The sequence below is a fragment of the Paraburkholderia caffeinilytica genome (genome assembly GCF_046030355.1).
Classification (GTDB): domain Bacteria; phylum Pseudomonadota; class Gammaproteobacteria; order Burkholderiales; family Burkholderiaceae; genus Paraburkholderia; species Paraburkholderia caffeinilytica_B.
Genome location: NZ_JAQQCQ010000024.1, coordinates 59,808 through 86,021 on the forward strand (window position 1 = coordinate 59,808; position 26,214 = coordinate 86,021).

Consider the following 26,214-nt stretch of genomic DNA (forward strand, 5'->3'; position numbering starts at 1 on the left):
AGCCCTTTACGCGGATCGGCATAACGTTCCACCTATCCAAAGTCCGTGAATGGGGAACAAAAATGGATGTGCTGTATGTCGGGGGGCTGGTGCTGTTTTCCGCGCTGACCTTTGCATTGATCGCCGGCTGCGAGAAGTTGATGCAGTTCCGCCGTGGCCAGGGAGCGCGCTCATGAACTGGATTCTCTGGTTGTCGGGCGCGGCGACCGCGCTGCTGTTTGCGTACCTGGTCTATGCGCTGTTGCGCGCGGAGGACATTGAATGAACTCGAACAATGTCCTGCAAACGGGCTTCTTCATCGTCGTGCTGCTGGCAGCCGCCGTGCCGATGGCCCGCTATCTGAGCAACGTGATGGACGGCAGTTCGCGCGTGGTCCGCTTCGGCGGTCCGCTCGAACGTTTGCTGTATCGCATCGCGGGCGTCGATCCGTCGGCGGAAATGAGCTGGAAACACTACGCGATCGCCACGATCGCGTTCAACGTGCTCGGCGTGCTGTTCCTTTACGTGCTGTTGCGCGTACAGGGCTGGCTGCCGGGCAATCCGCAGCAGTTCGGCCCGATGACGGTCGACGGTGCGTTCAATACGGCGGTCAGCTTCGTGTCGAACACGAACTGGCAAGACTACACGCCTGAGCAAACCGTCAGCTATCTGACGCAGATGCTAGGCCTGACGGTGCAGAACTTCCTGTCCGCGGCTACCGGCATCGTGGTGGTGATCGCGCTGATTCGCGGTTTCGCGCGTCACACGACGCAAACCATCGGTAACTTCTGGGTCGACATCACGCGCGTGACGATGTACGTATTGCTGCCGATGGCGGCGATCGTCGCGGCGCTGCTGATGAGCCAGGGCGTGGTGCAGAACTTCAAGGCCTATCAGGATGTGCCGACGCTGCAAACCACCACGTACGCCGCACCGAAGCTCGATGCACAAGGCAATCCGGTAAAGGACGCGAAGGGCAACCCGGTCACGGTCGATACGCCGGTGAAGACGCAGACTATCGCGATGGGTCCGGTCGCATCGCAGGAGTCGATCAAGATGCTCGGCACCAACGGTGGCGGTTTCTTTAACGGCAACTCGGCGCATCCGTATGAAAACCCGACGCCGTTCTCGAACTTCCTGCAGATCTTCTCGATCCTGATCATTCCGGCGGCCTTGGCGCTGGTGTTCGGACGCATGATCGCGGACCGCAAGCAGGGCGTCGCCGTCCTTGCGGCGATGACAATCGCATTCGGCGTGTGCGTGTTTGGTGAGATCAGTGCCGAGCAATCCGGCAATCCGGCGTTGACCGCGTTGCACGTCGACCAGTCGGCGAATGCATTGCAGTCCGGCGGTAATGCGGAAGGCAAGGAAACGCGCTTCGGCATCGCGCAGTCGGGCATCTTCACGGTGGCGACCACGGCCGCTTCGTGCGGCGCGGTAGCGAATACGCACGACTCGCTGACGCCGATCGGCGGCCTCTATCCGATGCTGCTGATGCAACTCGGCGAAGTGATCTTCGGCGGTGTGGGTTCCGGTATGTACGGCATGCTCGTGTTCGCCCTGCTGGCTGTGTTCGTGGCGGGTCTGATGATCGGCCGCACGCCTGAATACGTCGGCAAGAAGATCGAAGCGTACGAGATGAAGATGGTGTCGATCGTCGTGCTGCTCACGCCGCTGCTGGTGCTGGTGGGCACGTCGATCGCGGTGCTGACCGATGCGGGCAAAGCGGGTATCGCGAACCCCGGCGCGCACGGCTTCTCCGAAATCCTCTACGCGTTCAGCTCGGCCGCCAATAACAACGGCAGCGCGTTTGCCGGTCTGACGGTGAGCACGCCGTTCTACAACTGGCTCACGGCGATTGCGATGTGGTTCGGCCGCTTCGGCACGATCATCCCGGTGCTGGCGATTGCGGGCTCGCTCGCCGCCAAGAAACGCATCGGCGTGACCGGCGGCACGCTGCCGACCCATGGCCCGCTGTTCGTCGTGCTGCTGCTCGGCACGGTGCTGCTGGTTGGCGCGCTGACTTATGTGCCTGCGCTCGCGCTCGGCCCTGGTGTCGAACATCTGATGATGATGGGCGCCCATTGAGGCAGCCCTGGCGAATCAATGACCGAACTGACTCAAGTCACGCGATAACGGGATATTCGAGGTTTCAATGACTGAACATAATGCAACCCGGTCCATGTTCGACCCGGCGCTGTTGCGCCCGGCGATCGTGGACTCCTTCAAAAAGCTCACGCCGCGCACGCAGTTCCGCAATCCGGTGATGTTCTGCGTGTACGTCGGCAGTATTCTGACGACCATTCTGTGGATCGCCGCGCTCGGCGGGCAGGCCGAGGCGCCCGCGGGCTTCATTCTCGCGGTCACCTTGTGGCTGTGGTTCACCGTGCTGTTCGCGAACTTCGCGGAAGCGCTTGCCGAGGGCCGTTCCAAGGCCCAGGCCGCGTCGCTGCGCAGCGCGAAGAAAGACGTGATGGCCAAGAAGCTCAACGAGCCGCATCCGAAGTCGCCGATCCGTATTCTGACGGCGTCCGATCTGCGTAAAGGCGACGTCGTGCTGGTCGAAACCGGCGATGTGATTCCGGCCGACGGCGAAGTGATCGACGGCGTTGCGTCGGTGGACGAATCGGCGATCACGGGCGAATCCGCACCGGTGATCCGCGAGTCGGGCGGCGACTTTTCGTCGGTGACGGGCGGCACGCGCGTGCTGTCGGACTGGATCGTCGTGCGGGTCACGGCGAATCCGGGCGAGGCCTTCCTCGACCGCATGATCGCGATGGTCGAAGGTGCCAAGCGTCAGAAGACACCGAACGAAATCGCCCTGACGATTCTGCTGGTCGCGTTGACCATCGTGATGTTGCTGGCTACCGCCACGCTGCTGCCGTTCTCGATGTTTTCGGTCGAAGCGGCAAAAGCCGGTCACGTGGTCACGATTACCGCGCTGGTCGCGCTGCTGGTGTGTCTGATTCCGACCACCATCGGCGGCTTGCTGTCGGCGATCGGTGTGGCCGGGATGAGCCGGATGATGCAGGCCAACGTGATCGCCACCTCGGGCCGTGCTGTTGAAGCCGCGGGTGACGTCGACGTGTTGTTGCTCGACAAGACCGGTACGATCACGCTCGGCAACCGTCAGGCATCGCAATTCGTGCCGGCGCCCGGCTTGACCGAAGAAGCGCTCGCCGATGCAGCCCAGCTTTCGTCGCTCGCCGACGAAACGCCGGAAGGCCGCAGCATCGTCGTGCTGGCCAAGCAGCGTTTCAATATCCGTCAACGCGATATGGCCTCGCTGCATGCGGTGTTCCTCGCGTTCACGGCGCAAACGCGCATGAGCGGTGTCGATCTGCCGGGCCGCGAAATCCGCAAGGGTGCGTCGGACGCGGTGAAGCACTACGTCGAAGCGAATGGGGGCCGTTTCCCGAACGAAGTCAGCGCCGCCGTGGCTGAGGTCGCACGCCGCGGCAGCACGCCGCTGGTGGTCGCCGAGAAAGGCGAGCAGGGCGCACGCGTGCTTGGTGTGATCGAACTGAAGGACGTGGTGAAAGGCGGCATCAAGGAGCGCTTCGCGGAACTGCGCAAGATGGGTATCAAGACCATCATGGTGACGGGCGACAACCGGCTCACGGCGGCAGCGATTGCAGCCGAAGCAGGTGTCGACGATTTCCTCGCCGAAGCCACGCCGGAAGCGAAGCTCGCCACGATCCGCGCTCACCAGGCCGAAGGCCGTCTGGTGGCGATGACCGGCGACGGCACCAATGACGCCCCGGCGCTCGCGCAAGCGGACGTGGCGGTGGCGATGAACACCGGCACGCAGGCGGCGAAAGAAGCCGGCAACATGGTCGACCTCGATTCGAATCCGACCAAGCTGATCGAGATCGTCGAGATCGGCAAGCAGATGCTGATGACACGCGGTTCGCTCACGACGTTCTCGATTGCGAACGACGTCGCCAAGTATTTCGCGATCATCCCGGCGGCGTTCGCGACCACCTATCCGGCACTCAATGCGCTGAACGTGATGCATCTGGCCACGCCGGCCTCGGCGATCATGTCGGCGGTGATTTTCAACGCGTTGATTATCGTGCTGCTGATTCCGCTGGCGCTCAAAGGCGTGCGTTATCGCGCGCTGGGCGCGGCGATCCTGCTGCGCCGCAATCTGCTGATCTATGGTTTGGGCGGGATCATTGTGCCGTTCATCGGTATCAAGCTGATCGATATGGTGCTGGCCGCGTTCGGCTGGGTTTGAGTAGCGGCTGTTCAAGAGGAAAGACTCATCATGAAAAATCTGTTCCGTCCGTTAATCGTGATCTTCGCGGTGCTGACCGCGGTTACCGGCCTCGCTTATCCCGCCGTGATGACCGCGGTCGGTCAGGCGGCCTTCAACAATCAGGCCAACGGCAGCATGCTCGAGAAGGACGGCAAGGTGGTCGGCTCGAAGCTGATCGGCCAGCAGTTCGATGCGCCGCAGTACTTCTGGGGCCGTCTGTCGGCCACTAGCCCGATGCCGTACAACCCGCAGGCGTCAGGCGGTTCGAACCTCGGTCCGACCAATCCGGCGCTGCTCGACGAAGTCAAAGGCCGCATCGACGCCTTGAAGGCTGCCGGCACGGATATGTCGAAGCCGGTGCCGGTCGATCTGGTGACGTCCTCGGGCAGTGGCCTCGATCCTGAGATCAGCCCGGCGGCGGCCGCGTATCAGATCGAACGCGTCGCCAAAGCGCGTAAGCTCGCTCCGAACGATGTGCAGGCGCTGGTCGACCGTTATACGAGCGGCCGTCAGTTCGGCATTTTCGGTGAGCCGCGCGTGAACGTGCTGCAACTGAATCTGGCTCTCGATGAGATGAAACACGGTTGAGTGTCGCTGACGTCGATTGGCGTCGTTGAATGGCCAGGTTTGAGGAGGCGGCGACCGTGGGGTGCCGCCTTCGCCGTTTGCGGCATAGCCGTTGCCGTGCCACCATGCAGGCACTATCGCTCGCCATACTATGAAAACCATTGAGCATGAACCGCCCCGATCCTGACGAACTGCTCGACAAGCTGCAACGTGACGAAGAAAAACGTCAGCGGGGCAGGCTGAAGATTTTCTTCGGCGCGTCGGCAGGCGTCGGCAAGACCTACGCAATGTTGCAGGCCGCGCGGCGCCGTGCCGATGAAGGTGCGGACGTGGTGGTCGGCATCGCCGAAACGCATGGCCGCAGCGAAACCGCTGCGCTGCTCGACGGCCTCGACGTGCTGCCGCTCGCGCATATCGAGTATCGCGGCCGCAAGCTCGGCGAGTTCGATCTCGACGCCGCGCTGGCTCGCAAGCCGCAACTGATTCTCGTCGACGAACTCGCGCATTCGAATGTGCAGGGCGCGCGGCATCTGAAGCGCTGGCAGGACGTCTACGAACTGCTCGACGCCGGCATCGACGTCTACACCACGGTCAACGTCCAGCACCTCGAAAGCCTGAACGACGTGGTCGGCCAGATCACCGGCATCCGTGTGTGGGAGACGGTGCCCGACCGCGTATTCGATCGTGCCGACGAAGTCACGCTGGTCGACCTGCCCGCCGAGGAACTGCTCGACCGGATGCGCGACGGCAAAGTGTATTTGCCGCAGCAGGCCGAGCGCGCGGTGCGCAACTTCTTTCGCAAGGGCAACCTGATCGCGCTGCGCGAACTGGCATTGCGCCGTACCGCGGATCGTGTCGATGCGCAGATGCGGGAATATCGCGCCGATCGCTCGATCCAGCGGATCTGGCAGGCGCGTGAGCGCTTGCTGGTGTGCGTCGGCCCCGGCCCGGAAGCGCCGATGCTGGTTCGCGCGGCGGCGCGCCTCGCCGCCAGCCTGAAGGCCGACTGGATCGCTGTCTATGTGGAAACGCCCGCGCTGCAGCGCTTGCCCGATGCGCGCCGCGAACGCACGCTGAACGCATTGAAGCTTGCCGCCGAACTCGGCGCCGAAACGGCCACGCTCGCCGGTACCGATGCGGCCGCTGCGCTGATCGGCTACGCGCAGGCTCGCAACGTTTCGAAGCTGGTAGCCGGCGCGTCGGCGCGCACCGGTCTCAAGCGCTGGCTGCGCCGGCCGCTCGGCGAGCGCATCGCCGAACGCGCGGGCGATCTCGATCTCACGCTGATTCGCGCGTCGTCGGAACGTGACGGCGCTGAACCTCGCCGCTTGCTGAACACCACCGCCAATGCGTGGCGCGAGGCGTTGAGCACGGCGCGTGAACGCCGTTCGCCGCCGCGCGCCTACGGCTTCGCGCTGGCGATCTGCGCGGCCATTACGCTGCTGTCGAGTCAACTGATCGACCATATCGATCTGACCAACCTCGTCATGCTGTACCTGCTCGGCGTGATCTTCACGGCAGTGAAGCTAGGACGCGGGCCGGGCGTCGTGCTGTCGTTCATGAGCGTGGCCGCGTTCGATTTCTTCTTCGTGCCGCCGCGCATGTCGCTGTCGGTGTCCGATACGCAATATCTGCTGACCTTCTTCGGCATGCTGTTGACGTCGCTCGTCATCAGCCATCTCACGTCGAGCTTACGCCGCGAGGCGAGTGTCGCGCGGCGTCGGGAGCAACGCACCGGCGCGATGTACGCGATGGCGCGTGAACTCGCGGCAGCACTTACCACCGAACAGATCGTCGGCATCGGCAGCCGGCATGTGAGTGAAGTGTTCGGCGCGCGCGTCGCGATTCTGTTGCCGGACAGCGCCGATCAGGTGAAGCAGAAGATCGAGGACCCCGACGCGGCGATCACGCTCGAAGGCGAGATGCTCGATATCGACGTCGGCCAATGGGTCTACGACCAGCAGAAGCCTGCCGGGCAAAGCACCGATACGCTGCCGGCCGCCGCCGCGCTGTACCTGCCGCTGAAGGCGCCGATGCGCACGCGCGGCGTGCTCGCGGTCGTGATGCGCGACGAGCGCGAGCTCGACGTGCCCGAGCAGCAACGCATGCTCGACGCGTTCGCCGCGCAAATCGCGCTGGCCCTCGAGCGTGTGCACTACGTCGACATTGCCCGCGATGCGCTCGTCAATATGGAATCCGAGCGTTTGCGCAATTCGCTGCTGTCGGCGATTTCGCACGACTTGCGCACGCCGTTGACGACGATCGTCGGCTTCTCGTCGATGCTGGCGCAATCGCGCGAGGCGCAGCCCGGCGCGCAGCCCGGCGACGATCTCGTCGAAGCGATTCACGAAGAAGCGCTGCGCATGACCGGCATCGTCACCAATCTGCTCGACATGGCGCGTTTGCAGGCCGGCAGCCTGCAATTGAATCAGCAGTGGACGCTCCTCGAGGAAACCGTGGGCGCGGCGCTGCGGGCGTGCAAACGCGTGCTGGCGAATCATCCGGTGCAAGTGAAGCTGCCCGCGGATTTGCCGTTGCTGCATCTCGATGCGGTGCTGATGGAGCGGCTCTTCTCGAACCTGTTCGAGAACGCGGCCAAATACACGCCGCCGGACACGCCTTTGACGATCGGTGCACAACGTCTCGACGCGGACGGCAAGTCGTTCGTGCGCGTCTCCGTCGACGATAACGGGCCGGGTCTGCCGGCCGGCATGGAAGCACGTGTGTTCGAGAAATTCACGCGTGGCGAGAAAGAGTCGGCCAAGCCGGGCATCGGCCTCGGTCTCGCGATCTGCCGCGCAATCGTGGAAGCGCACGGCGGTACAATCGGCGCGCTCAATCGGATGTCCGCGGATGGCCGTGTCGAAGGCGCGCGCTTCTGGTTCACGCTGCCGGTGGAAACGCCGCCCGCAGCGCCGGATGCGCTTGAAGACGAAGGCGCCGACGCCGTGCCCGACCTCGATTCACCTCTTAACCCGCGTTCCAGGCCTAGCCATGAGTGACCCGAGCATCACCGTCGTCCTGATTGAAGACGAAAAGCAGATTCGCCGTTTCGTGCGAACCGCGCTGGAAGGCGAGGGCATCGTCGTGCATGACGCCGAGACCGGCAAGCAAGGTCTCGTCGAAGCGGCGACGCGCAAGCCCGATCTCGTCATCGTCGATCTCGGTCTGCCCGACACCGACGGCCTCGACGTGATTCGCGAATTGCGTGGCTGGAGCGAGTTGCCGGTCATCGTGTTGTCGGCCCGCACTCAGGAAACCGAGAAAGTCGCCGCGCTCGACGCGGGTGCGGACGATTACCTCACTAAACCCTTCGGCGTGTCCGAACTGCTGGCGCGGATTCGCGCGCATATGCGGCGCCGCAATCAGGGTGGCGCGAATGAATCGCCGCTGGTGCGCTTCGGCGCGGTGACGGTCGATCTGGCCTTGCGTCAGGTGAGCCGCGACGGCGTGGCCGTCCATCTCACACCGATCGAATATCGCCTGCTCGCGACGCTGGTGCGCCACGCCGGCCGCGTGCTGACGCACCGGCAATTGCTGCGTGACGTATGGGGCCCGTCGCATGTCGAGAGCCATCACTATCTGCGCATTTATATGGCGCACCTGCGCGGAAAACTGGAACGCGATCCGGCGCAGCCGGAGCATATCGTCACGGAAACGGGCGTGGGATACCGGCTGGTGGGCGCGGTTTGAGTCTGGCCGAGGCGTCCGCCATGCCCGTGCCGGGTGCTCGCCGCAGCAGGCGGCCGTGCTATTTTGATATAATTACAGTTCGTAAGGACGGCCTTACGCATCCGCTACAAACGGGGACGGCCCCATCTGACCATGGAGCTGTCTCATGTCCTGGATTCTTCTGCTGATTGCCGGTTTGCTCGAAGTCGCATGGGCGGCCGGTCTCAAAACCTCCGACGGTTTCACCCGGCTCTGGCCGTCCGTGTTCACGATCGTGACCGCGCTGGGCAGCTTCGTTCTGCTCGCCATGGCGATGCGGCAGTTGCCGCTCGGCACGGCCTACGCCGTGTGGACGGGCATCGGCGCGGTCGGCGCGTTCATTTTCGGCATCGTCATGATGGGCGAGGCTCTGACGGTCGCGCGAGTGGCGAGCGCGGCGCTGATCGTGATCGGATTGATCGGTTTGAAGCTGTCGTCGGGGCATTGAGCCCGGCTGGCGGCGCCGATTATCGTGTCCGCATGCGCTCGAACCGCGTGCCAATCCCCCGCCATTAGAGTCCGCCATTTGTGCGCCGCTCTGCGTTCTGCGAATTAACGTGGCTATAATGAGATCGAATCCAACCTGAATTTGCCCGCGGCCTATTTGGCGCGGCCGGCTTGGCGCGGGTCTGACGACTTCGGTGCGGCGGCTCCCTTGCCCGTCGAAGCGCCCGGCACGCACAGCGCGCCTGGAGGCGGCCATGCTTGAATCACTTTCGCTCGCTGCGGGCCTCTCATGGGGCAGCGGTCTGCGCCTCTATCTGACAGTCCTGCTGGCCGGCGTGTTCGCACGTCTCGGCCTCATCCATCTCCCGGATACGCTGTCTGCGCTCTCTTCGCCGTGGGTCATCGGTGTCGCCGGCGTGCTGACGGTCACCGAATTTCTCGCCGATAAAATCCCCGCGTTCGATTCCTTATGGGACGCGATCCATACCTTTATCCGCATCCCCGCCGGCGCCGTGCTGGCAGCCGGCGCGCTCGGCCATGCCGATCCTGCGCTGCTGACGGTCGCGGCGCTCGCGGGCGGCACGCTGGCGGGCACCGCGCATCTGGCGAAAGCGGGCACGCGCGCACTGATCAATCTGTCGCCGGAACCGGTATCGAATGTCGTGACCTCGACCGCTGAAGACGGTCTCGTGTTCGGTGGCATGCTGCTCGCGCTGTTTGTGCCGGTGCTGTTCCTGGTGTTGATGGTGGGCTTCCTGATGCTGGCCGGCTGGGCATTGCCGCGGCTGTGGCGCGGAGTGCAGGGCGGTTTTCGCGGGATGGCGACGCACATGGTGTCGCGCTTTGCCAGGAGCAGGCACGATTGAGCGATACGGTAAGGGGTGTGACGGCGCGGGCGGCCACACGGTCGACGCGCCGGTTGGGTGGCGCGGACGTATTGCGTCAGGCTATCCGCATGACGGCACGCGACTGGCGCGCCGGCGAACTGACGATGCTGTTGCTGGCACTGGTGCTGGCCGTCGCGGCGCTGTCGAGTGTCGGCTTTCTGGCTGACCGTTTGCACCAGGGGCTCGAGCGCGATGCGCGGCGCATGATCGCCGCTGATTTCATCGTTCGCGCCGATCATCCGGTCGATCCGCAGTTCGCGCAGCAAGCCAGCGCGCTCGGTCTGAACACCGCCAGCACGGCGATCTTTCCCAGCATGATCAACTCGACCGGCGCGCAGCCGGTCTCGCGGCTGGCCGCGATCAAGGCGGTGTCGCCGGGTTATCCGTTGCGCGGCGCGTTGCGGATCGCTTCGGCGCCGGGTGCGGCGGATCATCCTACTCAATCGATTCCGGCGCCTGGCACGGTGTGGGTCGATCAGGCACTGCTCGACGCATTGAAGCTGCATATCGGCGACGCCGTGAAGGTTGGATCTCGCACCTTCACGATCGGCGCGGTGATTACGCGCGAACTTGACCGTGGCTTCTCGTTCGTCAATTTTTCGCCGCGGTTGATGCTGCGTGCCGACGATGTCCAGTCGACCGGTCTCATTACCTTCGGCAGCCGCGTGACTTATCGCTTGCTGGTGGCGGGTTCGGACGCATCGGTGGCGCGCTTCGCGCAATTCGCGCATGACAAGGTGGACGGCGGCAAGATGCGCGGCGTCGCGCTCGAGTCGTTACAGGACGGTCAGCCGCAAGTGCGTCAGACGCTCGACCGCGCGAGTCATTTCCTCACGCTGGTCTCGCTGCTCACCGCCTTGCTCGCGGCGGTGGCGATCGCCATGGCCGCGCATCGGTATATGCGCCGGCATCTGGACGGCTGCGCGGCGATGCGCTGTCTCGGTGTCAGCCAGGCCACGCTGCGTGCGTTATTCACGCTTGAGTTCGTGGGGCTGGGCTTGATCGGCGGCGCGCTTGGCGTGGCGCTCGGTTATCTGGGGCATATGGCGTTGCTCACGTGGCTCGGCAGTCTGATCGACGTCGTGCTGCCGTATCCAACCGTATGGCCGGCGCTCGAAGGTATCGCGGCCGGTCTTGTGTTGTTGCTCGGTTTCGCGCTGCCGCCGCTGTTGCCGCTGACGCGCGTGCCGCCGGTGCGCGTGCTGCGCCGCGAATGGGGCGAGGCGGGGCGCACCGCCTGGGCCGCGTACGCGCTCGGCATCGTGTTGTTCGCCGCGCTACTGATTGTCGCCGCGGGCGAGTTGAAGCTCGGCGGCATCGTCGCGGGTGGCTTTGCCGGCGGCTTGCTGGTGTTCGCGTGCATTGCGCGGCTGGCGCTGTGGGGCGCCTCGCGTGTGGTGCGCAGCGAGCGCGTGAATGCGGGCATCGGCTGGCGCTACGCGCTGGCGTCGCTGGAGCGGCGCGGTGGTGCGAGTGCGTTGCAGATCACCGCGCTCGGCATCGGCCTGATGTGCCTGTTGCTGATCGCGATGACGCGCAACGACCTGGTGGCCGGCTGGCGTAAATCGACGCCGCCCGACGCGCCGAACGAATTCATCATCGATATCCAGCCCGACCAGCGCGACGCCGTCACGCAGTATCTGAGCACGCACGGCGTGCCCGGCACGGTGCTCTCGCCGATGGTGCGCGGCCGGCTGATTGCGATCAACGGCAAGCCAGTCAATCCGGATTCGTTCAAGGGCGACGATGCGAAGCGTCTCGTCGACCGCGAGTTCAATCTGTCGTACACGACCGAATTGCCCGACGACAACCGTCTTTCCGCCGGCACCTGGTATGGCGACACGAAGACGTCGCAGATTTCGATCGAGCAGGGGCTGGCGAAGCTGATCAACGTCAAGCCCGGCGATACGCTGCGCTTCGACGTGACGGGCCTGCAAATCGATGCACCGGTGACGAGTGTGCGCAAGCTCGACTGGGGCTCGTTCAAGGTCAACTTTTTCGTGCTGATGCCGCCTGCCGCCTTGCAGGATTTCCCGGCGACGTTCATCACGAGTTTCCATTTGCCGCCGGAAAAACAGTCGACGATCGACGGGCTGATCGCCGCCTATCCGAATCTCACGGCCATCGACACCGGACCGATTCTGGCGCAGGTGCAGCGCGTATTGCAGCAGGTGATCGGCGCGGTGCAGTTCCTGTTCGCGTTCACGCTCGCGGCCGGCGTGCTGGTGCTGTACGCGGCGCTTGCCGGCACTCGCGATGAGCGTATGCGAGAATCCGCGCTGCTGCGCGCGCTGGGGGCCTCGCATCGTCAGGTACGCGCGGTACAGATCGCCGAGTTCGTGGCGGTGGGGGCGCTGGCGGGGTTGATGGCGGCGCTCGGTGCGCAGGTGATCGGCTGGTTACTGGCGACGCGCGTGTTCGAGTTTTATCTGACGTTCAATCCGTGGCTGTTGCCCGCAGGTATCGCGGCCGGCATCGCCTGCGGGGGCGTGGGTGGCTGGCTCAGCTTGCGGCATGTGCTGGCGCGGCCTGCGCTGCAATCGCTGCGGGATGCGTGATTTTTCTTTCTTGTTTTTGTGATTGGGTATGAGCGATCTTAACGACGAAGTGACCGCGGCACAGCCGACGGCCTTCGAACTGGTGGGCGGTGAAGCGCGCGTGCGCGAGCTGGTCGACCGGTTTTATGACTTGATGGATCTCGAAACGGAATTCGCCGGGATTCGCGCTTTGCATCCCGAATCGCTCGATGGCTCGCGCGACAAGTTTTTCTGGTTCCTGTGCGGATGGATGGGCGGCCCCGATCATTACATCAGCCGGTTCGGCCATCCCCGGCTGCGCGCGCGGCATATGCCGTTTCCGATCGCGTCCAGCGAGCGGGATCAGTGGCTTCGCTGCATGGCGTGGGCGATGGAAGATGTTGGGCTTGCCGAGCCGTTGAGGGAGCGGTTGCTGGCGTCGTTCTTCGAGACCGCGGACTGGATGCGCAACCGCAATGGTTGAGCGGGCAGCGGGGACGGAAACGGCGGAGGCGCGCGCGGTCCTGGATTGCTGGTTCGGCGCTCCGGATGCCCCCACTTTCGGCGAGGCGCGCAAGCTCTGGTTTTCCCGCGACGACGCCTTCGATGCGATGCTGCTGGAACGTTTCGGGGCACTGATCGACAAGGCGCGCGCAGGGTCTCTCGACAGCTGGACGGAAACGCCGCTCGGCGCGCTAGCGCTGATCATCGTGCTGGATCAGTTTTCCCGCAATTGCCATCGCAACTCATCGCGCGCTTTCGCTGCCGATCATCAAGCGCTGCACATCGCGCAACAGATGATCGCCAGCGGCGCCGATCGTTTATTGCCGACCGCGCATCATCGCGCGTTCGCGTATTTGCCGTTCGAACATGACGAAACGCTTGCCAGCCAGCACGAATCGCTGCGCCTGTTCAAACAGCTGAAGGCGGAGCCGGGTGGAGCGTCCTACTACTCGTCTGCGGTCAGGCACGCCAGAATCATCGAACGTTTCGGACGTTTTCCGCATCGCAATGCGCTGCTCGGGCGCCAGTCGACGGCTGAAGAAATGGCTTTTCTGAAGGAACCCGGTTCGTCGTTTTAGGTCTGAAGGCGGCACGCAGGCACGCAGGCACGCAGGCACGCAGGCACGCAGGCACGCAGGCACGCAGGCACGCAGGCAGGGGCAAGGTGCTATCTGCACGCCATGTGCTAATCGCCACGCGCGGGCGTTGCCGGTGTCCGCACAAAGACACGCAGCAACTCGTCGGTATCGCCGGGGCGCGCACCCGACCAGAACAGTTGCCAATCACCCGCCGGCATACGTGCATTGTCGCGGCGGCTTTGCTGGATCAGCCACGTGCACTCGGTGGTTGCGGTATTCGTGGTCGGTTGATGCTCGATGCCGGTGTAGTAGTACAGCATCGGCGCTTCGGATTCACCGAGGTCCGTGCTGGCCATGCAATCGCCATCGTTCCACTCGATATTCAACCGGCTACCGAGATTTTCGAACACGGAACGGTAGCTCTTCGCATAGTCGAGCCACGGCAGCAGCAGCGTGCTCACCAGTCCCCACGTGAGAATCGCGCCCGCACACCAGCTCAGCACGCCACGCCATTTGCCGGTGTGTTTGAACACCGGCAGCAGCCATAGCCAGCCGAGCGTCATCAGCAGGGCGGGCGCGATCAGCCCCGGCTTGACCGGCAACACCCAGTCGAGCGATAACCAGCGGCCGAGCCGGTGCAGCGACGCATGCGTGTTGGCCGGATCGCTCATGATCGACCAGATGATCCACGCGAGCGCGGCCGCGCTGCCGAACAACACGCGGCTCGCCATGTCCCAGCTTGCGTGCAGAGACCGCGGCAGCTTTTCGATGCCTTGCGTCGCCACCAATGCGAGCGGGGCGATGAACGGCAGGATGTACAGTTCGCGCACCGTTGCCGAGGCTTGCAGGACAGCGAAACCGATGCCCGCGAAAATCACCGGCAGCGCCACGCGCGGATCGCGCCAGCGGCGCCACCCGCCGCTGGCGAGCGCGGCCACGGCAAGCGGTACGACCGGAAAGCCGACGCTCAGCACGGTACGCAGCACGAACAGACGGCTTTCGTTTTCAGAGCCGAGTTCCGCTACCGAAAAACCGAAGAAGCGGCCGATGTTGTTGTCCCACAGCCAGACCTTGAAGAGCGCTTCGGAGCGCAGATAGAAACAGATCGGCCAGATCAGCGCGAAGGGCGCGCAGACCAGCACGGCGACGCTGAGCGCTCCTGCAAAGCTGCGGGTGCGGCAGGCGGGATACAGCATCAGCACCGCGACAGTGGTGGCGCCGAACACGAGCGGCACGAACAGACCCTTGGCCAGCAATGACACGCCCACGCCCGCGCCGAACATCGCCGCGCCGCTCAGCATGGCGTGGCGCCGGCGGCGTGCGTCGCCCCGTAGCAGGCGTGCTTCGTCGCGCAGATGCACGAGTACGAGTTCGAACAATCCGCAGAAACCGATCGCGGCGCCGGCCATCAACGCGACGTCGGTCATCATGTCGTGCACGTGCTTGATGACGACGAGCGTGCTCGCGAACAACGCCAGCGTGCCGATGATACGGATATCGAACCAGTTCGATGCCGCCACCGCGCGGCGGGCGACGCGTGCCGTGTAGTAGACGGTCAGCCCGGCGAAGAGCGCGCTCGCGAGGCGCGCGGCGTCATGCAAAGGCAGATAGCGGCCGAACATCCACGCGAGGCCGGCGGCGACCCAGTCATAGATCGGCGGTTTTTCGACGAAGGGCTGGCCGGCGTTGGTGGGCACGACCAGATCGCCGGTGTCGAGCATGTGCTGGATGATCCCGAACGTGTAGGTCTCGTCCTGCTTCCACGGCTCGTGGCCCAAAGTACCGGGCAGGAGCCACGCGCAAAGGATTGCCAGCACGGCCAGCCACGTCAACGGACGGACAGCCGCGAGCGCGTGCAAGCGCCGGGCGCCACGCGAAACGGGCGCTACAGTGCCGGGCGCGGAGGGGCCGGCAGGGGCGGCGGGTCTTGTGGGCGCTGCGGCTGCGGTAGTGTGGCCGGTTGGCAAGACGGCGCCGGATTCGGCAGCGTGTAGCGAGCTTTGGGACGCGTCCGGCGCGCCATCGGCGGGACCGGCTGGTGCAGGCGTCGCAACCGCGACGTTCCCCGCGCGCCAGGGCGCGGATCGGTTTTCGTACATGAGAATCTCTGGTCGCCGTACGCGGCGACGTGGGCCACGGACTTATGTTCTGGCTATGCGTCCCACATGGGCGCATGCGATCGCTGGGATTGTAGTCCCAGTTTATTACGGCTGATTACAGAAAAAGCGTGGGATAACGTGGTCGGACGAACGGATTGCGTCGATTCCTCGTCAGATTGACGGGAATGAGGGCGGGAAAGGAGAGGAGCGGAGCGGCCGGCGGAAACCACCCGCCGCAAGATCAGCGCGCGATATTCAGCGTCCGCCGGTGACGTCGAGCAGTGCGCCCGTCACGTACGAAGCGGCGTCGCTCAGCAACCAGACGATCGACTCGGCGACTTCGCCGGCGCTGCCGGGACGGCCCAGCGGTGTGGTTGCGCCGAGCTGGGCCGCGCGCTCGGGCTTGCCGCCGCTGGCATGGATTTCGGTATCGATCAGGCCGGGGCGCACTGCGTTCACGCGCACGCCCTGCGGGCCGAGTTCCTTGGCGAGGCCGATCGTCATGGTGTCGATGGCGCCTTTCGAGCCGGCATAGTCGACGTATTCGTTCGGCGAACCCAAACGCGAGGCCGCCGACGAGATGTTCACGATCACGCCACCCGCTCCCCCACGCGTGGTCGACATCCGGCGCGCGGCTTCACGCGCGCACAGATACGCGCCGAGCACGTTGACGTCGAACATGCGCTTCAGACGCGCGAGGTCCATATCCGCGAGCTGGCTCGTGGGCGCAACGATCCCGGCATTGTTGACGAGCGCATCGAGCCGGCCGAACTTTTGCTGGAGCGCGTCGAACATCGCGATCACGTCGGCTTCACTGGCGACGTCGCCGGCAATCGGCAACGCCTGGCCGCCGGCGCGTTCCACTTCAGCCGCCGTGTCCTGCGCGGCCGCGAGGTTCCGCGCGTAATTCACGCCGACCGACCAGCCGCGTGCGCCCAGCAAACGCGCGGTCGCGCGGCCAATGCCGCGGCTGCCACCGGTGATCAGAACGGCTTTCGTCATTGCAACCTCATCGTTCGGGCGGGGGCCGCGGGAGCGTGCGGCCGGTGTTCGTTCAGACGGTCGGAGAGGCGCGTCTGGCGGCGATCAAACGGCGATCAAACGGCGATCAAACGGCGATCAAACGGCGATCAAACGGCGTCGCGCTTGATGGCCCATTTGTCGCTGGCGGGCGGCTGATAGCGTTGCAGCTTGTCGATCAGCGCAACCGGATCGGCATCCTGTTGCAGGATGTCGAAATAGGTCTGCCGCATGAAGCCTTCATCTACCGTGTGTTTGAGCAGCGCGATCAGCGGATCGTAGAAGCCGTCGATATTCAGCAGTGCCACCGGCTTCTGGTGATAGCCGAGCTGCGCCCACGTATAGACCTCGAACAGTTCTTCGAGCGTGCCCGCGCCGCCCGGCATCGCGACGAAAGCATCGGACAGGTCGGCCATCATCTTCTTGCGATGATGCATGTCGGGCACCACATGCAGCTCGGTCAGGCCGTTGTGGCCGACTTCCTTGTTGAGCAGCAATTCGGGAATCACGCCGATTGCGCGGCCGCCTTCGGCCATTACCGTGTCGGCGATCACACCCATCAGACCGACCTTGCCGCCGCCATAGACCAGCGCGAGATCGGCCTGCACCAGCGCGCGGCCGAAAGCGCGCGCGGCTTCGGCGTACAACGGTCTGGCTCCGTCGGAGGAGCCGCAATACACACACACCGACTTCATACTCAAACGTCCTTCGGTTCGTTGCGGGGCGCGGCGCCTTCCTTCGGCGGCAGGTAGTCGTAGAACTCGCGTTTGGGCAGCTTGCCGGAGACGAGGTCGTCGAAAATCTGCCGCGAGCGTCCGCGCAGGTAAGGCGCCATCAGCGAGACGATCTGCACGCTCACCTGATGCAGTTCCGCGCGAATCGTTTCCTGCTCGTTGTACTTGCGCGGGTTCATCACGAACTGATACGACAGCCAGTACGTGCCGATCACGCCGACATTGGTGGCGATCACGTGCAGCTCTTCGGGCGTGGCGACCATTTCGCCGTCGGCCACGAGTTGCTCGCAGAACTGGCTGGCAAAGCGCACCTTGTGGCTGATGATCTGCTTGAAGTGCGTTTCCAGCGTGCGGTTGCGCGCCAGCAGATCGTTCAGGTCGCGATACAGGAAACGATAGCGCCAGGTGAAATCGACCATGTACTGCAGGTACGACCACATCTCGTCGATCGTCGCGCGGTGATCGTCGGGAAAACGCAGACGCTTTTCGATCTCCTGCTCGAACTGGCCGAAGATGCTGTTGATGATGTCGTCTTTGTTGCGGAAGTGGTAGTACAGGTTGCCTGGACTGATTTCCATTTCCTCGGCGATCGTCGTCGTCGTGACGTTCGGCTCGCCGATTTCGTTGAACAGTTTCAACGACAGTTCGAGGATCCGTTCGCGGGTGCGGCGGGGAGGTTTGGCTTCCATGTCGTCCGGCCCTGGTTACGCCGGGCTGGGCGCATGGCGGCGTGCCGCTATTGCGTGATCCACCCGGACGCGGTTGGTATAGTGGAGCGCCCCAAACCTGCCGCTGCGCGGCAGGCCCCCCGAAGGGGCAGGAAAACCTGGGACGGCCCGGCGTTTTCCTGTGTGAGACTATCGGACGATTATAAACCGACCGTTCTTATACCAAGCGGATACTCAGGGTTTTCATTTTTCGGGACCTTGGCAGAGGGTATCAGGCGGTGCTTCGGGGCGAATTCATCGCCACGCTCACAGCCACGCCGTGACCCAGCGCACGACCAGCGGCCCGACGATCAACCCCCACGTCATCAGACACATGCCGAGCGCGACCATCACTGCCGCGCTGCCGAGATCTTTGGCCCGGCGTGACAACTCGTGGCGTTCGAGCGAAATCCGGTCGATGGCCGCCTCGACGCTCGAATTCAGCAATTCGACGATCAGCACCAGCATCACCGAGCCGAGCAGCAATACGCGTGACACAGGATCGACCGGCACCAGCACGCCGCACGGAACCAGAATCGCGGCGAGCGTGAGTTCCTGACGGAATGCGCTTTCCTCGCGGATCGCCACGCGAAAGCCGGCAAGCGAATTTTTCATCGCGTGCCATGCGCGGGTCAGGCCGCGATTGCCCTTGTAGGGGTTGAAGGGGAGCGGGGCGAACGGATCGTCTGGGCTGAGCGGTTCGTTGTGGGCATCGCTCTCGATGCTCCCGGGGCTCTCGCGGCTCGCGCCGTTCATGCCGTGAACGCCATTCGCCTGGTCGACATGATTCGACGTGTCGTGCTCGCTCACGTCGTCGAACGGCTCGCGGTTAGTGCTGTCGGTGTTGGCATCGACGGCGTGCAGCGCGCCGTTCGACACATGCGCCGCAGTGGAGTGTCGGGTTCGCATAAACGGCTCGGCGCGTCGCATCACGCGGCGGCGCTTTCCTCGCGATACGACGTGCGCGGCAACGGCTTCAGATGGGCCGCGAACTGTTCGGACGCCGCTGCCCACGAGAAGCGTTCGGCCCACGCGCGTGCATGGCTGCGCTCGATTTTCAGCGCTTCGAGGCACGCTTCGCGCAAGTCTTCGTGCATGGCGCCCGCGCCGCCGTCGCCGAGCACGTCGATCGGGCCGGTTACCGGATACGCCGCGACCGGCGTGCCGCAGGCCAGCGCTTCGAGCAGCACGAGTCCGAAGGTATCGGTGCGGCTCGGGAACACGAATACGTCAGCGGCGGCATAGACCTTGGCCAGTTCGGCTTGCGTCAGCACGCCCAGATAATTCGCTTGCGGATAACGCGACTTCAGTTCGGCCAGCGCCGGGCCTTCGCCCGCAACCCACTTCGAGCCAGGCAGATCGAGCTTGAGAAACGCCTCGACATTCTTTTCGACCGCCACACGCCCTACGTACAGAAAGATCGGCCGCGCGGTGTTGAGGACCTTCGAGTCCATCTGATGAAAGATCTCGAGGTCGACGCCGCGCGTCCACAACACCACGTTGGTGAAGCCGAATTTCTCGAGGTCAGCCTTGACCACGGGCGTGGGCGCCATCACCGCCAGAGACGCCTTGTGGAACCAGTGCAGAAACTTGTAGGTGAGCGCGATGGGAATGCCGAAACGCGCCTGCACGTATTCGGGAAAGCGCGTGTGATAAGCGGTGGTGAACGGCAGCTTGTGCTTGATCGCATAGGCGCGCGCGGCCATGCCGAGCGGGCCTTCGGTGGCGATGTGCAGCGCGTCGGGCGCGAATTCGTCGATGCGCTGATGGAGCTTGCGGCGCGGCAGCAGCGACAGGCGAATCTCCGGATAGGTCGGGCACGGAATCGTCTTGAATTCGAGCGGCGTCAGCAGATCGACCTGGTGGCCGAGCGCGGTGAGTTCGCGGGTGGTGTTTTTCAGCGTGCGCACGACGCCATTGACCTGCGGTTCCCATGCGTCGGTGACGATCATGATCTTCATCGGTTTCGGCCCAATAGAAGTGGAGAGGGACTACGCGGTCGCCCGGGCCTTTTGCACGCCGACTTCCGGGGCGCGCATCACAGTCCAGTAGATCACCTTGAGTTCGCCTTCATACGTCTCGACGAGCGCCGACAGGCTTTCGACCCAATCGCCGTCGTTGCAATACAGCACACCGTCGATCTCGCGGATTTCGGCTTTGTGAATGTGTCCGCAGACCACGCCGTCGCAACCGCGGCGGCGCGCTTCGTCGGTCATTACGCGCTCGAACGAGGAGATGAAATTCACCGCGTTCTTCACCTGATGCTTCAGGTACTGCGACAGCGACCAGTACGGAAAGCCGAGCCGGCTGCGGATCCGGTTGAACCAGCGGTTCAGGATCAGGATCATCGTGTAGAGCGTGTCGCCGAGATAGGCGAGCCATTTGGCGTGCTGGATCACGCCGTCGAACAGATCGCCGTGCACGATCCACAGGCGCTTGCCGGCGAGCGTGGTATGGAACGCTTCGCCGCGCACGTGGATGTCGCCGAACGCCAGGTCGCAGAACTGCCGCGCGGCTTCGTCGTGATTACCCGGCACGTAGATCACCTGCGTGCCTTTGCGCGCTTTGCGCAGCACCTTCTGCACGACGTCGTTGTGCGCCTGCGGCCAGTACCAGCCTTTTTTCAACTGCCAGCCGTCGATGATGTCGCCCACGAGGTACAGGTATTCCGACTCGTTGTGACGCAGGAAGTCGAGCAGATATGGCGCCTGACAACCGCTCGAGCCGAGGTGGATGTCGGACAGCCAGATGGTGCGATAGCGGTGCGGTTCGGCGTGCTCGTCGTCGTGCCGGGCGGCCTGTGTGTCGAGCGGCAGTGACGGCACAGGCAACGGCCGTCCGTGGCTAGGGTTGGGTTCCGGGCGGAACGCGACAGGGTCGACGCTCGGGCCGGTCTGGCGGAACAGGGAAGTCGCGGACGTTTTGGGGTCCATGGCTCACGCGTCGAGTTGCGGTGCCCGTATTGCGCCAGCCGCGCGTGACCCTGCCGTGACAGTCACGAGAAGTTCTTATTACTGTGGCGGAAGACAACGTGCAGACGGAGCCTGTGGCGAGCGGCAATCGCAGTCAGGCGAGCGCGAACCGCGAACGCGGCGGCGTGAATGGCGAGGCGGTCAGTGAGGATCAGTGACCTGTCGGTGAGCTTACTGTGCGACGCTGACGACGCGCGTGCCGGCGAGGCGATCATGCAGGAATTGACGTTGCGGATCGAAGCGGCCGGTGGCGGCCCACAGCACGAACCAGATCGCGGCGATCACCAGCGTTTGCGGCACGGCGAGGTTCAGCAACGGATGCAGCGCGAGCGGCGGTAAAAACCACAGCCACGCCAGCACGTAACGGACGATCGCGCGTCCCGTGGACAGCGGCGTGCCGTCAGCGGCGACGACGCGCAGGCGCCAGGTTTTCATCGGCAGCGTCTGGCCGCTATGGGTCCAGAACCAGACGAAATACAGACCGACCACGAGGCCGATCCACGCGGCGAGCAGATTGTGATGGGTGAGGCCGTTGCGCTGCTGCGTCAACGTGCTGAAAAGATAGCCGGCAAGGAACACAACGCCGAACAGGATCACGGCTTCGTAGAGCAGCGCGGCAAGGCGCCGGCGAACGGTGGGCGCGGTGCCGGACGAGTCGGCGGGTAGTGTCGAGGTGGCGAGTGGCTGGGACACAGTGGGGCGCGGGTCAGGAGCCGTTGAAGATCGACGGCGCCTCGGCCGGCGAAACCGGCACCGGCGTGGCGGGCACGAAGCTGCCTGCAGCGGGAATTGCCGGTGTGACGACCGGGCTCGGCAATGGCGCGGCCGCCGCGGCACTCGCTGCTGCGACACTGCTCGCGCCGTGCTCCCGGGCATTGACCAGACGGTCGAGGCCCTTGATCTCGGTCTTGCCGGACGGCGGCGCGCTCACGACGCTCGGCCGCCGCTTACGCTCGCTCGCGGCGAGCCGCTCCTTCTGCTCTTCCGGCAATTGCTGATAGGCCTTCCATGCATTCTGGCGGGTTTCGCGCGGCAACTCTTTCGACACCTGATAGTTTTCGCGGGCGACGCGTCGTTGATCGGGCGTCATGCGCACCCATTCAGTCATTCGGTCATGCAGGCGTTTTTGCGCATCGGGCGACAACTTCGGGTAACGCGACGCGATCTTGATCCATTTTCGCTTGCGTTCGTCGCTGAAGGAATCCCATGCGCTGGCGAACGGCGCGAGCGCAAGGTGGTCGGCCGAGCTCAGGTGCGACCACGCCATCGGGCTATTGTTGTTGGACAGGCTGGGTAGGTCTACGGCGAGCGTAGGCGCGGGTGCTTTGGCGGTCGCGTTGCCGCCTGCGGAGGGTGCGCTGGCGGTCGACGGGTTCGGATAAAAGCGCGGATACGTCGCGGCAAACGACACCAGGGCCGCGATCGCGCATCCGAAAACAACGGCCAAGCCGCGCTTGTAACTCACCCGAAGAATCTCCCGCTCAGTGGGCGCGTGATAGGTACGCGTTGAAACCGTGATCGAGATAGGCATTGAGCGGCAAGTCGTCGCTTAGCATGGCTGCATCGATATCGGCGAGTTCGGCAGTGCGTTGCTGGTCTTCCCAGTAGGCAATGCCCACGAGGCTGACGACCAGCGCGACGAGCGGCCAGGCGAGCGCAAAGCGGCGCAGCGGCGAACGGCGGCGCTGCGGCATCTCGATCTGCGGCATACCGGAGGGCATGCCGGCACCGGCGAAGGCGGGCACGAACACCAGGGCGCTCACGGTCTCGGGTTTCTTGCGAGCGAGCGCGGCGCGGCGCGCCACAGCGAGCCGGTCGACGGTAGCGGGCGGAATACTGGCGGCGGTTTCGTCGAGCGCGCGGCGCACCTGGCGGGCGAACTCGAGTTCTTTGGTTTCTAGGGAGCTCATAGGGTGATTCCTTTAGCCTTGAGCGCTTGCGCCAGCGTGTGGGTGGCCCGCGAGCAGTGCGTTTTCACACTGCCTTCGGAGCAGCCCATCGCGGCGGCAGTCTCGGCGACATCCATATCTTCCCAATAACGCATGAGAAACGCCTCCCGTTGACGTGCCGGTAACTTTTGGATCTCGTCGTCGATTAACTGTAAGACCTGTTCGCGTTCGAGTTTCTGTTCGTTGCTTTCCGAGCCCGCTGAACCTTGCTGCGCCTCGAATGTTTCGAGTGGGTCGAATTCGTCGTCGTCGGCGTTGCCGAGCGAGGAAAACAGACTAACCCAAGTATTGCGCACTTTGGCACGACGGAAATAGTCGTGCATCGCATTCTGGAGAATACGCTGAAACAGCAGCGGAAGTTCGGCGGCCGGACGGTCGCCGTATTTTTCGGCGAGCTTGATCATCGCGTCCTGCACGATATCGAGCGAGGCGTCGTCGTCCCGCACGGCGTAGACCGTCTGCTTGAATGCGCGCCTTTCGACGCCCGCCAGAAAATCGGCGAGTTCCTTGTCTGATGCCATCCGTTTGGGGGTCGGCGCAGCGTGCGTGCGCGTAATCGGTCGAAAAATGTCGTAAAACTCGCGGATGCTAACAAACTTTCGCGTCGCTGGGGCGAAACCCGCCCTCCCTTCTATCTCTATAACAAGGTTTCGGTCGTTTTTGACCCATGACGGGATGCGCAGGCAGGGCGTCGGGGCAATATTTGCTTGACCGCGCGGACATCTGCGGATATCGTCGCTGGTTCGCAACATAAGTGACTTGTCTCAATTGAGGTGTGGCCCAAGAAGCTCACCTGTCAACTGGACGCGCCGCTTGAACCCGAGCCACAAGCCCGGCAGAGAGCACCCGATCAATTTTTTGCCGAAAATTCGAAAGGTGAATAAATGAATATGCCCAGCGCGGAATTCTCCACGTCGGATACGACCCTCCATCCTCAAGCTGACTCTATCGGCGCCACCGTGCTCATGAAGGCACTGGCCGACGAAGACGTCGAGTTTATCTGGGGCTATCCCGGCGGCTCGGTACTCTACATTTACGACGAGCTGTACAAGCAGGACAAATTCCAGCACGTCCTCGTGCGCCACGAACAAGCCGCAGTCCACGCCGCTGACGCCTATGCGCGTTCCACCGGCAAAGTGGGTGTGTGCCTCGTGACCTCCGGCCCCGGCGTCACCAATGCGGTGACCGGCATCGCCACTGCCTACATGGATTCGATTCCCATGGTGGTGATCAGCGGCCAGGTGCCGACTGCTGCGATCGGCCAGGATGCGTTCCAGGAGTGCGATACGGTCGGCATTACGCGTCCTTGCGTGAAGCACAACTTCCTCGTGAAGGACGTGCGCGACCTCGCCGCTACCGTCAAGAAAGCTTTCTACATCGCCCGTACCGGCCGCCCCGGCCCGGTGCTGATCGACATTCCGAAAGACGTGTCGAAGATGCCGTGCCAGTACGAGCCGCTCAAGAGCGTTTCGCTGCGCTCGTACAACCCGGTCACGAAAGGCCACTCCGGCCAGATCCGCAAGGCGGTTGCCTTGCTGCTGTCGGCCAAGCGTCCGTATATCTATACCGGCGGCGGCATTATCCTCGCGGACGCATCGCGTGAGCTGAACCAGTTCGCCGATCTGCTCGGCTATCCGATCACCAATACGTTGATGGGTCTGGGCGGCTACCGCGCGAGCGACAAGAAGTTCCTCGGCATGCTCGGCATGCACGGCACGTACGAAGCCAACATGGCGATGCAGCACTGCGACGTGCTGATCGCGATCGGCGCGCGCTTCGACGACCGTGTGATCGGCGACCCGGCGCACTTCGCGTCGCGCCCGCGCAAGATCATCCATATCGACATCGATCCTTCCTCCATCTCCAAACGCGTCAAGGTCGACATTCCGATCGTCGGCGACGTGAAGGAAGTGCTGAAGGAGCTGATCGAGCAGTTGCAAACGGCCGAACATGGCCCGGACACCGCGGCGCTCGCCGACTGGTGGAAGGACATCGAAGCCTGGCGCGCCAAAGACTGCCTGAAGTTCGACCGCAAGAGCGACATCATCAAGCCGCAGTACGTGGTGGAAAAGGCGTGGGAACTGACCGACGGCAATGCCTTCGTGTGTTCCGACGTCGGTCAGCACCAGATGTGGGCGGCGCAGTTCTATCGCTTCAACAAGCCGCGCCGCTGGATCAACTCCGGTGGCCTCGGCACGATGGGCTTCGGCCTGCCGGCGGCGATGGGCGTGAAGATGGCGCACCCGGACGACGACGTGCTCTGTATCACGGGCGAAGGCTCGATCCAGATGTGTATCCAGGAACTCTCGACCTGCAAGCAGTACGAGACTCCGGTGAAGATCATTTCGCTGAACAACCGCTATCTGGGCATGGTGCGCCAGTGGCAGCAGATCGAATACAGCAAGCGCTATTCGCATTCGTACATGGATGCGCTGCCGGATTTCGTGAAGCTCGCCGAAGCGTACGGCCATGTCGGCATGCGCATCGAACGCACGGCCGACGTGGAACCGGCGCTGAAGGAAGCGCTGCGCCTGAAAGATCGCACGGTGTTTCTCGATTTCCAGACCGATCCGACCGAAAACGTCTGGCCGATGGTCCAGGCCGGCAAGGGCATCACTGAGATGCTCATGGGTTCGGAAGATCTATAACGACGGTTTCTCGTGCCGGCTTCGTCATGCGCGCCTCCACAAAGGGCGCTGGCGGACGAAGCGGCGCGAAACCGCTCGCATACATCGATAAAACATCTGGAAGAAGCGAAACATGAGACACATTATTTCTGTCCTGCTGGAAAACGAACCGGGCGCGTTATCACGCGTGGTGGGGCTGTTCTCGGCACGCGGCTACAACATTGAAACCTTGACGGTGGCTCCGACCGAAGATCGTTCGCTGTCGCGCATGACCATCGTCTCCATTGGCTCGGACGACGTGATCGAACAGATCACGAAGCATCTGAACCGCCTGATCGAGGTGGTGAAAGTGGTCGACCTTACCGAGGGCGCCCACATCGAGCGCGAGCTGATGTTGATCAAGGTGAGGGCGGTCGGCAAGGAACGTGAGGAGATGAAACGGATGTCGGATATTTTCCGCGGCCGGATCATCGACGTCACCGAAAAGACCTACACGATCGAACTGACGGGCGCGAGCGACAAGCTCGATGCCTTCATCGAAGGGATCGACGCGACTGCGATTCTCGAAACCGTCCGTACGGGCAGTTCGGGCATTGGCCGCGGCGAGCGCATCCTGAAGGTTTGAGGCGCGCGCTGAGTTGCGCTTCTGGGTTGCG

General features: G+C 63.7%; 25 protein-coding genes. 14 read left to right on the top strand and 11 right to left on the bottom strand.

The features are described from left to right. Positions 1-62: 62 nt before the first annotated feature. The 12 genes from PQQ95_RS29095 to PQQ95_RS29150 all read left to right on the top strand — a co-directional run bounded on the left by PQQ95_RS29095 (position 63) and on the right by PQQ95_RS29150 (position 13,450). Positions 63-176, top strand: a complete 114-nt coding sequence (locus tag PQQ95_RS29095) for a potassium ABC transporter ATPase (RefSeq protein WP_120345708.1) — start codon at positions 63-65, stop codon at positions 174-176. Beyond that, the gene (kdpF, locus tag PQQ95_RS29100; RefSeq protein ID WP_007583461.1) at positions 173-265 is read left to right on the top strand and encodes a K(+)-transporting ATPase subunit F; all 93 of its coding nucleotides are present in this window, start codon (positions 173-175) and stop codon (positions 263-265) included. The genes PQQ95_RS29095 and kdpF overlap by 4 nt, the downstream gene beginning before the upstream one ends. Further along, positions 262-2,067 carry a potassium-transporting ATPase subunit KdpA gene (gene kdpA, locus PQQ95_RS29105; protein WP_408443826.1) on the top strand — a complete coding sequence of 602 codons (1,806 nt, stop codon included), beginning with the start codon at positions 262-264 and terminating at the stop codon, positions 2,065-2,067. The genes kdpF and kdpA overlap by 4 nt, the downstream gene beginning before the upstream one ends. A gap of 67 nt (positions 2,068-2,134) precedes the next feature. Further along, the gene (kdpB, locus tag PQQ95_RS29110; protein WP_408443828.1) at positions 2,135-4,219 is read left to right on the top strand and encodes a potassium-transporting ATPase subunit KdpB; all 2,085 of its coding nucleotides are present in this window, start codon (positions 2,135-2,137) and stop codon (positions 4,217-4,219) included. A 30-nt stretch (positions 4,220-4,249) separates the two neighbouring features. Beyond that, positions 4,250-4,828 carry a potassium-transporting ATPase subunit KdpC gene (kdpC, locus tag PQQ95_RS29115; RefSeq protein WP_408443830.1) on the top strand — a complete coding sequence of 193 codons (579 nt, stop codon included), beginning with the start codon at positions 4,250-4,252 and terminating at the stop codon, positions 4,826-4,828. Positions 4,829-4,974: 146 nt separating this feature from the next. Then, entirely contained in the window at positions 4,975-7,809 is a 2,835-nt protein-coding gene (locus tag PQQ95_RS29120) for a DUF4118 domain-containing protein (protein ID WP_408443832.1), read from the top strand. Then, positions 7,802-8,500, top strand: coding sequence for a two-component system response regulator KdpE (gene kdpE, locus PQQ95_RS29125; RefSeq protein WP_063495267.1), 699 nt, complete (start codon positions 7,802-7,804; stop codon positions 8,498-8,500). The genes PQQ95_RS29120 and kdpE overlap by 8 nt, the downstream gene beginning before the upstream one ends. 145 nt (positions 8,501-8,645) lie before the next feature. Beyond that, positions 8,646-8,966 carry a quaternary ammonium compound efflux SMR transporter SugE gene (gene sugE, locus PQQ95_RS29130; RefSeq protein WP_093639567.1) on the top strand — a complete coding sequence of 107 codons (321 nt, stop codon included), beginning with the start codon at positions 8,646-8,648 and terminating at the stop codon, positions 8,964-8,966. A 253-nt stretch (positions 8,967-9,219) separates the two neighbouring features. Further along, positions 9,220-9,831, top strand: a complete 612-nt coding sequence (locus PQQ95_RS29135) for a DUF4126 domain-containing protein (protein WP_408443834.1) — start codon at positions 9,220-9,222, stop codon at positions 9,829-9,831. Then, positions 9,828-12,410: an ABC transporter permease gene (locus PQQ95_RS29140; protein WP_408443836.1), complete on the top strand. Its 2,583-nt coding sequence runs from the start codon at positions 9,828-9,830 to the stop codon at positions 12,408-12,410. The genes PQQ95_RS29135 and PQQ95_RS29140 overlap by 4 nt, the downstream gene beginning before the upstream one ends. Positions 12,411-12,438: 28 nt before the next feature. After that, positions 12,439-12,852, top strand: a complete 414-nt coding sequence (locus PQQ95_RS29145) for a group II truncated hemoglobin (RefSeq protein ID WP_408443839.1) — start codon at positions 12,439-12,441, stop codon at positions 12,850-12,852. Further along, a complete protein-coding gene (locus PQQ95_RS29150) occupies positions 12,845-13,450 on the top strand; it encodes a DUF924 family protein (protein ID WP_408443842.1) in 606 nt (201 codons plus the stop codon). The genes PQQ95_RS29145 and PQQ95_RS29150 overlap by 8 nt, the downstream gene beginning before the upstream one ends. Positions 13,451-13,557: 107 nt before the next feature. Here PQQ95_RS29150 and PQQ95_RS29155 read toward each other — a convergent pair whose 3' ends face one another. The 11 genes from PQQ95_RS29155 to PQQ95_RS29205 all read right to left on the bottom strand — a co-directional run bounded on the left by PQQ95_RS29155 (position 13,558) and on the right by PQQ95_RS29205 (position 23,452). Next, positions 13,558-15,549: an ArnT family glycosyltransferase gene (locus PQQ95_RS29155; RefSeq protein WP_408443845.1), complete on the bottom strand. Its 1,992-nt coding sequence runs from the start codon at positions 15,547-15,549 to the stop codon at positions 13,558-13,560. Between the two features lie 255 nt (positions 15,550-15,804). Then, on the bottom strand, positions 15,805-16,551 hold the full coding sequence (locus PQQ95_RS29160; RefSeq protein ID WP_408443848.1) for an SDR family oxidoreductase: 747 nt from the start codon (positions 16,549-16,551) through the stop codon (positions 15,805-15,807). 128 nt (positions 16,552-16,679) lie between these two features. Next, positions 16,680-17,264 (bottom strand): LOG family protein, encoded by a 585-nt coding sequence (locus tag PQQ95_RS29165; protein ID WP_408443851.1) that lies wholly within the window; start codon positions 17,262-17,264, stop codon positions 16,680-16,682. 2 nt (positions 17,265-17,266) lie between these two features. Then, positions 17,267-17,992: a TetR/AcrR family transcriptional regulator gene (locus PQQ95_RS29170; RefSeq protein ID WP_408443853.1), complete on the bottom strand. Its 726-nt coding sequence runs from the start codon at positions 17,990-17,992 to the stop codon at positions 17,267-17,269. Positions 17,993-18,277: 285 nt separating this feature from the next. Continuing rightward, positions 18,278-18,919 (bottom strand): diacylglycerol kinase, encoded by a 642-nt coding sequence (locus PQQ95_RS29175; RefSeq protein WP_408443856.1) that lies wholly within the window; start codon positions 18,917-18,919, stop codon positions 18,278-18,280. Between the two features lie 20 nt (positions 18,920-18,939). Beyond that, positions 18,940-19,971 (bottom strand): glycosyltransferase family 4 protein, encoded by a 1,032-nt coding sequence (locus PQQ95_RS29180; RefSeq protein WP_408443859.1) that lies wholly within the window; start codon positions 19,969-19,971, stop codon positions 18,940-18,942. A 30-nt stretch (positions 19,972-20,001) separates the two neighbouring features. Continuing rightward, entirely contained in the window at positions 20,002-20,943 is a 942-nt protein-coding gene (locus PQQ95_RS29185) for a UDP-2,3-diacylglucosamine diphosphatase (protein WP_408443862.1), read from the bottom strand. A 210-nt stretch (positions 20,944-21,153) separates the two neighbouring features. Then, the gene (locus tag PQQ95_RS29190) at positions 21,154-21,675 is read right to left on the bottom strand and encodes an RDD family protein (RefSeq protein WP_408443865.1); all 522 of its coding nucleotides are present in this window, start codon (positions 21,673-21,675) and stop codon (positions 21,154-21,156) included. Positions 21,676-21,688: 13 nt separating this feature from the next. Further along, the gene (locus PQQ95_RS29195) at positions 21,689-22,447 is read right to left on the bottom strand and encodes a DUF3106 domain-containing protein (protein WP_408443866.1); all 759 of its coding nucleotides are present in this window, start codon (positions 22,445-22,447) and stop codon (positions 21,689-21,691) included. Positions 22,448-22,463: 16 nt separating this feature from the next. After that, positions 22,464-22,892, bottom strand: coding sequence for a DUF3619 family protein (locus PQQ95_RS29200; protein WP_408443869.1), 429 nt, complete (start codon positions 22,890-22,892; stop codon positions 22,464-22,466). Continuing rightward, positions 22,889-23,452, bottom strand: coding sequence for an RNA polymerase sigma factor (locus tag PQQ95_RS29205; protein WP_054034971.1), 564 nt, complete (start codon positions 23,450-23,452; stop codon positions 22,889-22,891). Before PQQ95_RS29205 ends, PQQ95_RS29200 begins: the two co-directional genes overlap by 4 nt. Positions 23,453-23,815: 363 nt before the next feature. Between PQQ95_RS29205 and PQQ95_RS29210 the strand changes: the two genes are divergently transcribed. Together PQQ95_RS29210 and ilvN are read left to right on the top strand one after the other, a co-directional pair. Then, a complete protein-coding gene (locus tag PQQ95_RS29210) occupies positions 23,816-25,579 on the top strand; it encodes an acetolactate synthase 3 catalytic subunit (RefSeq protein WP_408443872.1) in 1,764 nt (587 codons plus the stop codon). Positions 25,580-25,691: 112 nt separating this feature from the next. Continuing rightward, positions 25,692-26,183, top strand: a complete 492-nt coding sequence (gene ilvN / locus PQQ95_RS29215; RefSeq protein WP_011487482.1) for an acetolactate synthase small subunit — start codon at positions 25,692-25,694, stop codon at positions 26,181-26,183. Positions 26,184-26,214 lie beyond the last annotated feature (31 nt).

Bases quoted from the DNA above. Each gene is read 5' to 3' on its own strand.
- kdpC (WP_408443830.1), top strand. From the start codon at position 4,250: ATGAAAAATCTGTTCCGTCCGTTAATCGTGATCTTCGCGGTGCTGACC.
- PQQ95_RS29175 (WP_408443856.1), bottom strand. From the start codon at position 18,919: ATGCGAACCCGACACTCCACTGCGGCGCATGTGTCGAACGGCGCGCTG.
- PQQ95_RS29150 (WP_408443842.1), top strand. From the start codon at position 12,845: ATGGTTGAGCGGGCAGCGGGGACGGAAACGGCGGAGGCGCGCGCGGTC.
- kdpF (WP_007583461.1), top strand. From the start codon at position 173: ATGAACTGGATTCTCTGGTTGTCGGGCGCGGCGACCGCGCTGCTGTTT.
- kdpE (WP_063495267.1), top strand. From the start codon at position 7,802: ATGAGTGACCCGAGCATCACCGTCGTCCTGATTGAAGACGAAAAGCAG.
- PQQ95_RS29210 (WP_408443872.1), top strand. From the start codon at position 23,816: ATGAATATGCCCAGCGCGGAATTCTCCACGTCGGATACGACCCTCCAT.
- PQQ95_RS29200 (WP_408443869.1), bottom strand. From the start codon at position 22,892: ATGAGCTCCCTAGAAACCAAAGAACTCGAGTTCGCCCGCCAGGTGCGC.
- kdpA (WP_408443826.1), top strand. From the start codon at position 262: ATGAACTCGAACAATGTCCTGCAAACGGGCTTCTTCATCGTCGTGCTG.
- PQQ95_RS29170 (WP_408443853.1), bottom strand. From the start codon at position 17,992: ATGGAAGCCAAACCTCCCCGCCGCACCCGCGAACGGATCCTCGAACTG.
- kdpB (WP_408443828.1), top strand. From the start codon at position 2,135: ATGACTGAACATAATGCAACCCGGTCCATGTTCGACCCGGCGCTGTTG.
- ilvN (WP_011487482.1), top strand. From the start codon at position 25,692: ATGAGACACATTATTTCTGTCCTGCTGGAAAACGAACCGGGCGCGTTA.
- PQQ95_RS29145 (WP_408443839.1), top strand. From the start codon at position 12,439: ATGAGCGATCTTAACGACGAAGTGACCGCGGCACAGCCGACGGCCTTC.
- PQQ95_RS29160 (WP_408443848.1), bottom strand. From the start codon at position 16,551: ATGACGAAAGCCGTTCTGATCACCGGTGGCAGCCGCGGCATTGGCCGC.
- PQQ95_RS29155 (WP_408443845.1), bottom strand. From the start codon at position 15,549: ATGTACGAAAACCGATCCGCGCCCTGGCGCGCGGGGAACGTCGCGGTT.
- sugE (WP_093639567.1), top strand. From the start codon at position 8,646: ATGTCCTGGATTCTTCTGCTGATTGCCGGTTTGCTCGAAGTCGCATGG.
- PQQ95_RS29095 (WP_120345708.1), top strand. From the start codon at position 63: ATGGATGTGCTGTATGTCGGGGGGCTGGTGCTGTTTTCCGCGCTGACC.
- PQQ95_RS29180 (WP_408443859.1), bottom strand. From the start codon at position 19,971: ATGAAGATCATGATCGTCACCGACGCATGGGAACCGCAGGTCAATGGC.
- PQQ95_RS29165 (WP_408443851.1), bottom strand. From the start codon at position 17,264: ATGAAGTCGGTGTGTGTGTATTGCGGCTCCTCCGACGGAGCCAGACCG.
- PQQ95_RS29205 (WP_054034971.1), bottom strand. From the start codon at position 23,452: ATGGCATCAGACAAGGAACTCGCCGATTTTCTGGCGGGCGTCGAAAGG.
- PQQ95_RS29120 (WP_408443832.1), top strand. From the start codon at position 4,975: ATGAACCGCCCCGATCCTGACGAACTGCTCGACAAGCTGCAACGTGAC.
- PQQ95_RS29135 (WP_408443834.1), top strand. From the start codon at position 9,220: ATGCTTGAATCACTTTCGCTCGCTGCGGGCCTCTCATGGGGCAGCGGT.
- PQQ95_RS29185 (WP_408443862.1), bottom strand. From the start codon at position 20,943: ATGGACCCCAAAACGTCCGCGACTTCCCTGTTCCGCCAGACCGGCCCG.